Here is a 12,273-nt window from a genome sequence, read left to right on the forward strand (position 1 = left end):
AGGGCCAGACGCCTTCCGATCCGGTGACACGATGAGCGGTTCCTTCGTGCGTCGGAGCGCCGGTCGCGTCCTCGACGCGCTTCCGGAGGGCATCCGGCTCCGCATCGCCGGTTCTCGCTACGGGTTCGACGCCGCAGACGTCCCCGCACCGGTGGTCGCCCCCGACGGTGACGTCCGGCTGTACATCGCGCCGGTGAACTTCGCGGGGCAGGCGTTCCGGTGGGCGCGAGCCGCCGAGCTCCTCCCCGGGGTGGGCGCGGTGAACATGCAGTACCGCAATCCGACCGGCGACTTCGGGTTCCCTGCCGACTACGCCCTGCCCACGGCAGTGTTCCTGAAGAGCCGGCGGTGGCAGCGCGCGCAGTTCGACGCCGTCGTGAATGGGTTCTCCCACGTGCTGGTGGAAGCGGTTCGTCCGATCTTCGGCGAACTCTTCGACGGTGACGTCCGGCAGGAGGTCGCCGCGATGAAGGACGCCGGCCTGCAGGTGGGGCTGATCGCCCACGGCACCGACGTGCGGGTCCCGAGCGTGCACCGTTCCGACAACCCCTACTCTCCCTTTCACGGCGACGAGTGGGATCAGACGCCCCTGCTGGAGCAGAGCGCTCAGGTCCGCAGCGCACTCGCGTCTTCGCTGGCCCTGCCGACGTTCTACTCGACGGCCACCCTGGCGCGGCACCTGCCGCCCGCCAGCTGGCTCCCGGTCGTGGTGGATCCCGACCGCTGGGCGAGCACCGAGCCTCCGATGACCCGCGCGAAGCCGGTCGTCATGCACGTGCCCAGCAGCGGAATCGTCAAAGGCACGGCGGCCGTGCGCGAAGCAGCTGCCCGCCTCGAGGCCGAAGGGCTGATCGAGTACCGGGAGGCGCACGCGGTGCCGGCGGACGAGATGCCTGATCTGTACCGTTCGGCGGACATCGTCATCGACGCCCTGCGCATGGGCAACTACGGCGTCGCGGCCGTCGAGGCCATGGCGGCCGGGCGCGTCGTGGTGACCTACCTCACCGATCTCGCGGTGAGTGAGGCCGAGGAGGCCGGCGCTGTTCCGCCGTGCGTCTTCGCGAACCCCGACACACTCGAAGACGCCCTGCGCGAGATCTGCGCGGATCCCGAGAGTTTCCGTACGCTCGCCGCACGAGGTCCCGCGTTCGTGCGCCGAGTCCATGACGGGCGGCGCTCGGCGCTCGCTCTCGCCGGTTTCCTCGGCGTGACCGCTCCCTGGAGCGAGGAAGTCCTATGAAAGCGATCTTCTCCACCTATCGCGACATCATGCCGAATCTCCCCGACTCGGCCCGTCGCTACATCAACACCTTCGTGCTGCTCTCCGCACTGCTGGCCGCGCTCGATGTCGCGGCGCTCATGATCCTCGCCGTCTCCCTTTCGTCCATGCTCGCCGGGACTCCGGTGCAGCTGCCGGTGGTCGGGGCCATCGGACCCGACGGCTACATCTGGATCATCGTGTTCGTCTCCGGACTCATCATCCTGAAGTCGACGGCGTCGCTGATCATGCAGTGGTTCGCGACCAGACGGCTCGCCAGTTTCGAGCTCGAGATCGGCGATCAGCTCTTCCAGAGCTATATCCACGCGCCGTGGATCGACAGGCTCCAGCGGAACACGACGCATCTCGTCCGTCTCGCGGACGTCGGGATCGCCAACGTCACGTCGGGCTTCCTGCTGCCGTTCATGAGTCTGCCCGCTCTGCTCACGACGTCGCTTCTCGTGGTGGTGGTCATCGTCATCATGCAGCCGCTGACCGCGCTCGTGACCGTCTGTTATCTCGGACTCATCGCGCTGCTGCTGTACGTGGTGCTCTCGCGCCGCACAGTCACGGCCGGTCGGGTGAACCGCGACTACTCTTTCCGGGTCGCCGCGCTGATGACGGACATGGTGTCCGCCCTCAAGGAGATCACGCTGCGCAACAAGTCCGATGAGGTCGCTCGCGTCGTCCAGGCGGATCGCAGCGTGTCGGCCAAGGCACGGGCGAATCTGAACTTCCTCTCCTCGGTGCCGCGCTTCGTCCTGGACGCCGGCATCGTGGGCGGTTTCCTGCTCGTCGGCGGTGCGGCGATGCTCTTCTCGGGATTCGAGGCCGCCGTCTCGGCCATCGCCCTCTTCGGCGTCGCCGGGTTCCGTCTCGTCCCCTCGCTGACCGGATTCCAGTCGCTCGTCTCGATGATGACCGCGAACATCCCCCATGTGGAGGCCGTGCTGCGCGACATCGAGTCGTCGCGGCGCTACCGCGACAATTCCGAGCACATCGGGCACGATCCCATCGTCGGGACTCCTACCGAGCTGAACTTCCACGGTGCGGGGTTCACCTTCCCCAACGCGCCCCGGCCGGCCCTCGCCGACGTGACCGGATCGATTCCGTTCGGCACCAGGGTCGGGATCGTCGGGGCCTCCGGGGCCGGGAAGTCGACACTCGTCGATCTGCTTCTCGGACTCCTCACCCCGACGGCAGGACACATCGCGCTGGGGGACCAGGACCTCACCGATGTCATGGCCGCGTGGCGCGGGCGCGTGGGATACGTCCCACAGGACGTGGCGCTCTTCGACGCCACGATCGCACAGAACGTCGCCCTGACCTGGACGGATGACTTCGACGAGACCCGCGTGCGCGAAGCGCTGCGCAAGGCGCAGCTGCTCGACGTCGTCGAAGCCAGAGCGGACGGCATCCACGGACGCGTGGGCGACCGAGGGCTCCAGCTCTCCGGCGGTCAGCGCCAGCGTCTCGGGATCGCGCGCGCCCTCTACGCAGAGCCGCTCGTGCTCGTCCTCGACGAGGCCACGAGTGCGCTCGACACGCGAACGGAGGCTGCGGTGACGGCCTCCATCGATGCGCTCGGCGCAGAGATCACCGTTATCTCGGTCGCGCACCGGCTGTCGACGATCCGGCATTCGGATCAGGTGTGGTTCCTCCGGGACGGAGAGGTCCGCGCCCGCGGCACCTTCGCAGAGGTCATCGCGCAGGAGCCCGAGTTCGCCCATCAGGCTGCGCTGGCCGGTCTGACGAAAGACCCGACGGATGACTAAGCCGCGTCTGCTGCTGATCTCGTTCTCGCCGATCGTCTCCGATGCGCGCGTGCTCAAGCAGGTCGTCGCCTTCCGCGACGACTTCGAGCTCACCACAGTCGGGTACGGTCCCGCACCCGAGGGGGTGGCCGCCCACTGGGAGGTGCCGCGGTCTGCCGACTACCAGGACTACAACGGGCGTCTGATCACGCTCCACGCCTACCGCGCCGTCTACTGGCGGATCTCGGCGGTCAAGTGGGTCCGCGAGCATCTTCCCCGCGGTGAGTACGACATCATCCTCGCGAACGAACCCGAAGCGGTCGGCGTCGCGCAGTGGCTCCGTCCGCGCCTCGGCATCCATGCCGACCTCCACGAGTACACCCCGCGTCTGAACGAGGAGCATGCGGCGTGGGCTCGGCGCATCAAGCCGTATCACGAGTGGATCTGCCGGACGTATGTGTCGAAGGCCGCGAGTTGGACGACGGTGAGCAACGGCCTGATCCGTGAGTACGAGAAGGAGTTCGGCTTCCGTCCGGAGCTCGTCACGAATGCCGCCCCCTTCGCGGACCTGACTCCGACTCCGGTCGCGGGGCCGTTGCGCCTGGTGCACAGTGGTGCGTGTCTGCGTAACCGCAACCTCGACGAGATGATCCAGGCGGTCGAGGCGTCCAGTGCGGATGCGACCCTGGATCTGTATCTGACCCCCAACCACCCGGACTACCTCGAGGAGCTGCGCGCTCTCACCGAGGGGAGCACGCGGGTCAGAATCCTCGATCCCGTGCCGTATGCGGACCTGATCCGCACGATCAACGCCTATGACGTCGGCATCCACCTGCTTCCGCCGACGAACTTCAACAACACGTGGGCCCTGCCGAACAAGATCTTCGACTATGTGCAGGCCCGTCTCGGCGTCCTGATCGGCCCATCGCCCGAGATGCGCGAGTACGTGGAACGGTACGGCTTCGGCGCGGTCGCCGACGGCTTCGACGCCGCCGACCTCACTCGCACGATCGATGCGCTGACCGTCGAAGACGTTCGCCGGTACAAGGAGCGTGCGCACGCCAGCGCCCACGCCTTGGGTGCGCAGGAGCAGGTCCAGGTCTGGCGGCGCAGCCTCGATGCGATCGCCGGGCGCGAGGGAAGCTGAGATGCGGATCCTCATCGTCACCCCGTGGTATCCCACCGTCGAGAACCCGCAGACCGGCGTCTTCGTGCAACGCGACGTCGAGACTCTCCGCCGGTCCCACGAGGTGTCGGTGCTGCACCTGAGCACGTCGACCGATCGACCGCTCGACGGTGCGGCCGTCGAACGCATCCCGTATGCCGCGGCGTCGCTCCGGGGGATCCGTCGCGCGCGTCGAGCCATCCGAGAACGTGCCGCCGGTGTCGACATCGTGCACAGCCACGCGATCTCCGCGCTGCCTGCCGTGCCACGAAGGCTGTCTGTTCCGTGGGTGCACACGGAGCACTGGTCCGGCCTGCTCAGCCCGCGTACCGCGCCTCTCCCGGTGCGCGTGGTCGGGGGCTGGATGGCGCGACTGCTTCAGCATCCAGCCGTGGTGATCGCTGTCAGCGAGCAGCTCGCCACCGCTGTCCGCCGCACGCGGACTGGCCCGACGGTCGTCGTACCGAACGCTGTGTCAGCGCCGGTGGAGCCGCCACGCGACATCACCGACCTGGTGATCGTCGGGGTCGGTGGGCTCATCGGACGCAAGCGCCCCGTGCTCGCCGTCGAAACCGTCGCGGCGTTGGTGGGACGAGGCCGGGACCCCCGTCTCATCTGGGCAGGCGACGGCCCCGAGCGCGCTCGTGTGCTCGCGCGTGCGTCCGAACTGGGGGTTCGAGACCGCGTGGAGCTGCGGGGCAACGTCGATCCCGCCGAGATCTCGGGCCTGCTCGGCTCGGCTCGCGTCTTCCTCCTTCCGACGGAAGGGGAGACCTTCGGAGTGGCGATCGCAGAAGCGCTCCGTCATGGACTCCCCGTCGTCGTCGGCGATGAAGGCGGCCACACCGAGTTCGTCCGCGCCGAGGACGGGGCACTCGTCGGCACGACGGACGCGACGGACTGGGCGGCCGCCGTCGAAGACGTTCTGGATCGAGACCGCGATGAGATCCGCCGCAGTGCAGAGCTCCGTTTCTCGGACGACGCGCGCCGTGCCGCCTTCGACGCCGTCTATGAGACGGCGCTGGACAGGAAGGGACAAAGATGAAGCTGCTCGTCCTCTCGTTCTCCCGAATCGAGTCGGACCCTCGGGTGCGGCGTCAGATCGAGCTCTTCCAAGACGACTGGGAGATCGTCACCTGCGGCTATGGGCCCAAGCCCGAGGGAAGCGTCGAGCACTTCGAGATCCCGGAAGAGCTCGCGGTCTGGCGTTATCCCCGCGCGGCGATGATCGCCCGACAGTACCGCCGCGCGTACTGGGGAAACCGTGCCCTGGCGTGGGCGCGTGACCATCTCGCCGGCCACCGATTCGACGTGATCCTCGCCAACGAGGTGGAGTCCGCCGGTGTGGCCGCCGGCCTCGCGCCGACCAAGGGCTTCCACGTCGATCTGCACGAGTACGCGCCCACGTTGCACACGGAGAAGTTGACCTTCCGGCTCTTCGTCGCCCCGTTCCTGCGCTGGCAGCTGCGGAAGTTCGTCTCGAAGGCATCCTCCACCACGACCGTCGGCCGAGCGATCGCGGACCGCTATCGACGCGAGTTCGCCTTCGACACGAAGCTCGTGATGAACGCGCCCGCCTACTCGGAGCGCGAACCTCACCCGACGCCGTCGCCGATCCGGGTCGTCCACGCCGGTGCGGCGCTGCGGAATCGCGGACTCGGCACGCTCATCGAGGCGATGGAGCGCACCTCCGCCGATGTCACGCTCGACCTGTATCTCCCGCCGAACGATCCGGCGTATCTGGAAGAGCTCCGGGCGGCGGCAGCACGGGTGCCGACGGTCCGGATGCATGACCCGGTACCGTTCGACTCGCTGATCGACACCCTCGCCGGGTACGACGTCGGCATCCACATCCTCGCGCCCACCAACTACAACAACGCGTATGCCATGCCGAACAAGTTCTTCGAGTACGTGCAGGCCCGGCTCGGGCTCGTGATCGGACCGTCGCCGGAGATGGCCGCGACGCTGACGCGCCACGGACTGGGTGTCGTCTCCGACGACTTCTCCGCCGACGCCGTGGCGCGTGCGCTCGATGCACTCACCCCGCAGGGGGTCGACGGATTCAAGGCGGCGGCGGCCGACGCGGCACGCGAGCTGTCCGCAGAAGCGCAGATGCCGGTGTGGAAGAGCGCCATCGACACGATCGCGGGCCGATGACGATGGCCACGCCCGCACAGGTCGACGTGCTCGTTCCGGTGCACTCCGCATCGCGGCCGGTGCGTAGACTCGCACAGAGCGTCCTCGAGCACACGAACGTGCCGGTGCGTCTTCTCGTCGTGGCGCACAACATCGAGGAGCATCGCATCCGAGCGGCGCTCGGGCCGTATGCCGAGGACGCCAGGGTCGAAGTCGTCGGGTTCCGTGACGGGATCCCGTCGCCGGCCGGACCGATGAACTTCGCCCTCGACCGGGTGAGGGCTCCGTGGTTCACGAAGATCGACTCCGACGATCGACTCAGCCCCGGCGCCCTGGACGGCTGGGTCCGTCGCGCCGAGGAAAGAGGAGCGGACGCTGTACTGCCGGCGATGCTGATCCCCGCGGTCGGGGAGGGGTTCCCCACCCCACCGCGCCGTCCCGGCCGTGTCGTCTTGGACCCGGTGCGTGACCGTCTGAGCTATCGCACGAGCACGATGGGACTCTTCTCCGCCGACCTCCGTGAACACGCGCGCCCCGTGGAGGGGCTGGAGACGGGGGAGGACATCGCCCCCAGCATCCGGTTGTGGTTCGGTGCGCGCACGGTGGTCGCCGCGGCCGACGGCGACGCGTACCTCGTCGGCGACGATGCTGTCGACCGTGTCACGGAATCCGCTCGAACTCTCGCGACCGAGCTCGCCTTCGCGCCGCTGCTCGTCGCCGAGGACACGTGGGGCGGTCTCGGTGAGACGGCCCGGGCGGCTGTGACCCGCAAACTCATCCGCGTGCACGTGCTCGGGGCGCTGGGCCGACGTGAGCTGGACGCCACCGCCGTGAGCGATGCGGCGTCCGCGCTGGAGACGCTGCTGAGGTCGGCGCCCTCGGCGCTGCGCTCGCTCTCGCGCCTCGACGGCGAGCTCATCGATCGGCTCCGGGCGAACGCCCCGGTCGAAGACGTCGCCGCGCTCGTCGAACGGCGGCGACGGTATGCGCAGCCCCGCGCGATGCTCACGCCCTCGCTGCACCGCACGCTCGACCGTGACGCCCCGCTGCGCTTCCTCTCGGCCTCGCTCCTCGCACAGCGCCGGGCACGACGGGCGGCGCGCGCCGCATAGGATCGTAGGGTGAAGATCCTCAGCGTCGTCGGCGCCCGCCCGCAGTTCGTCAAGCTCGCCCCCATCGACCGCGCCGCGCGTGAGGCCGGAGTGGAACACGTCATCGTGCACACCGGTCAGCACTACGACCCGATGCTCTCGGACATCTTCTTCTCCGAGCTCGGCATCTCCAGCCCCGACGTGCACCTCGGTGTCGGCTCGGGGAGTCACGGTGTGCAGACCGGCGCGATGCTGGGACAGCTCGATGCCGTCTTCGACGCCCACGCACCGGACTGGGTGCTGGTCTACGGCGACACGAACTCGACGGTGGCGGCCGCCTTGAGCGCCGTCAAGATGCACATTCCCGTCGCGCACCTGGAGGCCGGCCTGCGGTCGTTCAACCGTCGCATGCCCGAGGAGCACAACCGCGTGCTCACCGATCACGCGGCCGACATCCTGCTCGCGCCGACCGAGGTCGCCATGGCGCACCTCGCCGATGAGGGGCTCGAGGCCCGTTCCGTCCTCGTCGGCGACGTGATGACGGACGTCCTCTACTCGACCAGGGACGAGCTCTCGGGCGAGCCCTCCGTGCTCATCGACGAGCTGGGGCTCACTCCCGGCGAGTTCCAGGTCGCGACCATCCACCGCGCCGAGAACACCGACGACCCGGTACGCCTCGCGCAGATCATCGAGGCGCTGGGCGCGCTGGCCACTCCGACCGTCCTGCTCGCCCACCCGCGGCTGGTCGCCAAGGCGGCGGAAGCCGACATCGATCTCGAGCAGGGCAACCTGCGCGTGCACCGACCCCTCGCATACCGGGATCTCATCGCAGCGGTGCTCAGCAGCGGACACGTCGTCACCGATTCGGGCGGGCTGCAGAAGGAAGCCTTCCTGCTGCGGGTGCCGTGCACGACGGTGCGCACCGAGACCGAGTGGGTCGAAACCGTGCAGCTCGGCTGGAACGCCCTGGTCTCAGACCCGTCGGTCCTGGCCGAGACCGTCGCACGTCCTGCCCCGTCGCCGACCGACGAGGCTCCCTACGGAGACGGCTCCGCGGCGCGGCGCGTCGTCGAGGTGCTGTCCGCCGGCTGAGGCCCGTCGTCCGGCTGGGACACGTTTTCCGGCTCGGCCGACGCCTCCGACTCGCGTGCCACGGGATCGGAGTCATCGCGCGCGCCCGGAAGGCCGGTCGGATTGGTCCGTGACCGCTGCACCCAGGTCACGGTCGCGCTGACGAGCATCCCGGCGGCGAGAAGCCAGAAGATCAGTCCGGGAGTCGCGTACCGGAACTGCGTGGGCGTGCCGTTCGTGATGTTGTAGATCGCCGTGGCGGCGATGGCACCGAGCAGCAGATGCGACTCCACGCGCCGCCAGAAGATGATCATCCCGGCGACCGCGAGGCAGATCAGCACGAGCAGTGAACGGTCGCCTCGCAGCATCGTCACGACATCGGCTCTGACGATGTCGAACGCCATGCGCGGAACGTTGAGGAGGGCTTCGCCGAGCGAACTCGCCCCGGCCTGCATGAGGAACTGGTCCAGCTGCGAGAACGACGGGAAGATGAGCGATTGCAGGACCTGGCAGCCGATCGTCGCCGCGCCCACGATGATCGCGGGGAGCATCATGCGGCTGTTGCGACGCTCGATCAGTGAGCCGATGACCCAGGCCGCGATGAAAGCGCCGGCCATGATGAGGGTCGCCTGGCGCGTGAAGGCCGAGAGCACCGTGACCGCGCCGATCGCTATCAGCATCCAGGGGCGGGGCTTTTCCAGCCAACGCCACGCGAGCAGCAGTGCGACGGCCGTGAACAGCGCCGAGAGGCCCTCGGTGAGCATCCCGGTTCCGATGGAGACGAGGAACATCGACGTGTTCAGGAGGAGGCCGATGAGGAGCGCGACGAGCGTGCCGAAGCGACGACGGAGCATGATCACCGCGATGACCATGAGCGCTGCCGTCGCCAGCAGGGGGATGACGGCGAGGCCGGCTGGACCGAAGAGCGCGATGAACGGGGCGCTGAGTGTCGGAAGGACCACGCGCGGCTGCACCAGGCCCCATCCGAAGAGATCCTCCACCGGGGGGACGTCGATGTTGCGCGGGCCCGCGTAGTCCACGGTGAGCTGCCGGGCCGTCTCGGGATCGTTGCCGAGGAAGAGATAGGCCATGGCGAGGTAGTAGCGCGAGTCCGGATAGAACATCCGGTACCACCTCACATACGTGGCGTACGTGAGGAGGAACGTCGATGCGAGGATCGTCCACAGGAGGAGCGTGCTGCGGTGGCGCAGAAACCAGGTGCGCGCGGGAGAGTGTGCCATGGCGATATCACGCTAGCACGGAGGTTTCGCGGTGGCGGCTCGGCGGTTTCGATGCGCGGGTCGTGGACGGGATAGCGTACGGGGGTGACATCGCTTCCAGGTACCCTCACTCACCGACGCTGGGGACTCGACATCCTCCGCATCGTGGCGATCATCGGCGTGGTGAGCATCCACACGTTCGGAGCGCTGCGCTCCTCTCCTGAGCTGGAGGGATCCCGCTCCTGGTGGGTGGCGGTCGCGCTGAACGCCGGATTCATCTGGGCGGTCCCGGTCTTCGTCATGATCAGCGGCGCCCTCCTGCTCGACCCGCGGCCGCATGCCGCCGGCCCCGCCGCGTTCTATCGTCAGCGTCTGATGCGGCTCGCGCCGGCCTTCATCTTCTGGCAGGTCTTCTATCTGATCGTCGTGCGGCAGTGGATGAGCGGGCTCGACGAGAGCGCGGCGACGATGCTCGCGCTCGTCCTGCGCGGGCAGCCGTACACTCACCTCTACTTCCTCTGGCTCATCGTCGGTCTCTACGCCATCGCACCGGTTCTCGCCCCGTTCCTCAGAGAGGGGGGACGTCGGCGCGCGCTCGTTCTCGGCGGGGTCCTCATCCTGGTCACGGTCGCGACGTACTCGACGTCAGCGCTGCTGGCGTGGGCGGGGAGCCCGTCGCCCATCATCCTGAGCGCGCTCACGCAGTGGCTGCCCTACGTCGGCTACTTCGTCGCGGGCTACGCGTTGCGTGATCTCCGACTGACCGGTGCGCGCATGTGGGCGTGCGGCGCGATCGCGGCGGCGGCCATCGCGTGGACGATCCTTCAGGCGGGTTCCGTCGATCCCGCGTCGCTGCTCGCAGCGCTGCTTCCGCAGAGCTATCTCGGCCCCGTCACGGTCGTGATCGCCCTCACTCTCTTCGTCTTCGTCAACAGTCTCTTCTCCGGGGACGTCGGCACCGGTGCGGGGCGGGTCATCCGGACGCTGTCGGAAGCGACCTTCGGGGTCTACCTCGTGCATTTCGCGCTCCTGATCGCCGTGCGGTCGGTGCCCTGGTTCGCCGACGCGGCGACCACGTCCGTCGTGTCGGCCGTTCTGGTCTGGCTCATCGTGGTGGTGCTGTCGTTCGCACTGGTCGTGCCGTTGCGTCGCGTGCCGGTGATCGGGCGCATCTTCTGACCGCGGTCACACGGCGGCGGGGGAGCTCTGGGGCACCCACGGGCCCGTAGACTGGACCCCATGCGTATCGCCGTCGTGGCCCTCGGAAAGATCGGGCTCCCCCTCGCCGTCCAGTTCGCCTCATCCGGCCATGACGTCATCGGAGTCGACGTCAACCAGAAGGCTGTCGACACCATCAACGCCGGGCGCGAGCCCTTCCCCGGCGAGGCGCACCTCCAGGAGCGACTCGCCGAGCTCATCCCCGCCGGTCGTCTGCGTGCGACGACCGACTACGCCGAGGCGATTCCCGGCGCGGATGCCGTCGTGCTGGTGGCGCCGGTCTTCGTGAACGACGAGACCTGGGAACCGGACTTCAAGTACATGGACGCTGCCACCGCGTCGCTCGCCGAGCACCTGACGCCGGGAACCCTCGTGTCCTACGAGACCACCCTGCCCGTGGGGACGACGCGCAGCCGCTGGAAGCCGATGCTGGAAGAGGGATCGGGCCTCACGGAGGGCGAGGACTTCTTCCTCGCCTATTCGCCGGAGCGCGTGCTCACCGGGCGCGTCTTCGAAGACCTCCGCAAGTACCCGAAGCTCATCGGCGCGCTCTCCGCCGAGGGGAACCGCCGTGCGCGCGAGTTCTACGAGGCCGTCCTCCAGTTCGACGAGCGCACCGACCTGCCCCGCCCCAACGGTGTCTGGGATCTCGGGAGCACCGAGGCCTCCGAGATGGCGAAGCTCGCCGAGACCACCTACCGTGACGTGAACATCGGTCTCGCCAATCAGTTCGGCCTCTTCGCGGCATCGCACGGCATCGACGTCTACAAGGTCATCGAAGCCTGCAACTCTCAGCCCTACAGCCACATCCACCGGCCTGGCATCGCCGTCGGCGGACACTGCATCCCCGTCTACCCGCGGCTCTACCTGGCGACCGACCCCGACGCGGACATCGTGCGGGTCGCCCGCCAGCTCAACGCGTCGATGCCGGAGCGTCTGGTGGCGCAGGCAGAGGGCATCCTCGGCTCCCTCTCCGGGCAGCGCGCGGTCGTCTTGGGTGCCGCCTACCGCGGAGGCGTCAAGGAGACGGCCTTCTCGGGAGTCTTCCCCACGGTGAAGGCGCTGCGCGATCGTGGTGCCGAGGTGCGGGTGCACGATCCGCTCTACACTGACGAGGAACTGCGCGGTCTCGGTTTCGAGCCCTACGAGATCGGCGACGAGGTCGACCTCGCGATCCTGCAGACCGACCACGCCGACTACCGCGAGCTCGCTCCCGCCCAGCTGCCCGGAGTCAAGCTGCTCGTCGATGGACGCGCCGCCACCGACGCCGAGCGATGGACGGGCACGCCCCGCATCGTCGTCGGTACGGCGGCCTAGCGCTGCGAGGAAGAGCGGGCGGCCGACATCTGTCGGCCCTGTC

Annotated in this window: 10 protein-coding genes; 9 read left to right on the forward strand and 1 reads right to left on the reverse strand. The window is 68.5% G+C overall.

Going from position 1 to position 12,273, the window contains the following annotated elements; all coding sequences use genetic code 11:
- Window positions 1-31 precede the first annotated feature (31 nt).
- The 7 genes from HCX50_RS09585 to wecB are packed head-to-tail and all read left to right on the forward strand — an operon-like array spanning window position 32 to window position 8,496.
- Window positions 32-1,240, forward strand: a complete 1,209-nt coding sequence (locus HCX50_RS09585; protein ID WP_167634030.1) for a glycosyltransferase — start codon at window positions 32-34, stop codon at window positions 1,238-1,240.
- Entirely contained in the window at window positions 1,237-3,033 is a 1,797-nt protein-coding gene (locus HCX50_RS09590) for an ABC transporter ATP-binding protein (protein ID WP_091034012.1), read from the forward strand. The genes HCX50_RS09585 and HCX50_RS09590 overlap by 4 nt, the downstream gene beginning before the upstream one ends.
- Complete coding sequence (locus HCX50_RS09595; protein WP_167634032.1) at window positions 3,026-4,159, forward strand: glycosyltransferase family 4 protein; 1,134 nt, start codon at window positions 3,026-3,028, stop codon at window positions 4,157-4,159. Before HCX50_RS09590 ends, HCX50_RS09595 begins: the two co-directional genes overlap by 8 nt.
- Window position 4,160: 1 nt before the next feature.
- Window positions 4,161-5,222, forward strand: coding sequence for a glycosyltransferase family 4 protein (locus tag HCX50_RS09600; protein ID WP_167634034.1), 1,062 nt, complete (start codon window positions 4,161-4,163; stop codon window positions 5,220-5,222).
- Complete coding sequence (locus HCX50_RS09605; RefSeq protein ID WP_167634036.1) at window positions 5,219-6,334, forward strand: glycosyltransferase family 4 protein; 1,116 nt, start codon at window positions 5,219-5,221, stop codon at window positions 6,332-6,334. The genes HCX50_RS09600 and HCX50_RS09605 overlap by 4 nt, the downstream gene beginning before the upstream one ends.
- Window positions 6,331-7,425, forward strand: a complete 1,095-nt coding sequence (locus HCX50_RS09610) for a glycosyltransferase family A protein (protein ID WP_167634037.1) — start codon at window positions 6,331-6,333, stop codon at window positions 7,423-7,425. The genes HCX50_RS09605 and HCX50_RS09610 overlap by 4 nt, the downstream gene beginning before the upstream one ends.
- Before the next feature lie 9 nt (window positions 7,426-7,434).
- A complete protein-coding gene (gene wecB, locus HCX50_RS09615; RefSeq protein WP_091033999.1) occupies window positions 7,435-8,496 on the forward strand; it encodes a non-hydrolyzing UDP-N-acetylglucosamine 2-epimerase in 1,062 nt (353 codons plus the stop codon).
- On the opposite strand, the gene HCX50_RS09620 is transcribed toward wecB, so the two are convergent.
- The gene (locus HCX50_RS09620) at window positions 8,442-9,716 is read right to left on the reverse strand and encodes an ArnT family glycosyltransferase (protein WP_091033997.1); all 1,275 of its coding nucleotides are present in this window, start codon (window positions 9,714-9,716) and stop codon (window positions 8,442-8,444) included. The genes wecB and HCX50_RS09620 overlap by 55 nt on opposite strands.
- A gap of 84 nt (window positions 9,717-9,800) precedes the next feature.
- On the opposite strand from HCX50_RS09620, the gene HCX50_RS09625 reads away from it, so the two are divergent.
- A complete protein-coding gene (locus tag HCX50_RS09625; RefSeq protein WP_167634039.1) occupies window positions 9,801-10,874 on the forward strand; it encodes an acyltransferase family protein in 1,074 nt (357 codons plus the stop codon).
- Between the two features lie 60 nt (window positions 10,875-10,934).
- Window positions 10,935-12,230: a nucleotide sugar dehydrogenase gene (locus HCX50_RS09630; RefSeq protein ID WP_091033992.1), complete on the forward strand. Its 1,296-nt coding sequence runs from the start codon at window positions 10,935-10,937 to the stop codon at window positions 12,228-12,230.
- Window positions 12,231-12,273 lie beyond the last annotated feature (43 nt).

It is taken from the genome of Microbacterium sp. B19(2022) (genome assembly GCF_012030385.1).
In the GTDB taxonomy this organism is placed as follows: Bacteria; Actinomycetota; Actinomycetes; order Actinomycetales; family Microbacteriaceae; genus Microbacterium; species Microbacterium oxydans_B.

Bases quoted from the DNA above. Each gene is read 5' to 3' on its own strand.
- HCX50_RS09585 (WP_167634030.1), top strand. From the start codon at position 32: ATGAGCGGTTCCTTCGTGCGTCGGAGCGCCGGTCGCGTCCTCGACGCG.
- HCX50_RS09590 (WP_091034012.1), top strand. From the start codon at position 1,237: ATGAAAGCGATCTTCTCCACCTATCGCGACATCATGCCGAATCTCCCC.
- HCX50_RS09595 (WP_167634032.1), top strand. From the start codon at position 3,026: ATGACTAAGCCGCGTCTGCTGCTGATCTCGTTCTCGCCGATCGTCTCC.
- HCX50_RS09600 (WP_167634034.1), top strand. From the start codon at position 4,161: ATGCGGATCCTCATCGTCACCCCGTGGTATCCCACCGTCGAGAACCCG.
- HCX50_RS09605 (WP_167634036.1), top strand. From the start codon at position 5,219: ATGAAGCTGCTCGTCCTCTCGTTCTCCCGAATCGAGTCGGACCCTCGG.
- HCX50_RS09610 (WP_167634037.1), top strand. From the start codon at position 6,331: ATGACGATGGCCACGCCCGCACAGGTCGACGTGCTCGTTCCGGTGCAC.
- HCX50_RS09620 (WP_091033997.1), bottom strand. From the start codon at position 9,716: ATGGCACACTCTCCCGCGCGCACCTGGTTTCTGCGCCACCGCAGCACG.
- HCX50_RS09630 (WP_091033992.1), top strand. From the start codon at position 10,935: ATGCGTATCGCCGTCGTGGCCCTCGGAAAGATCGGGCTCCCCCTCGCC.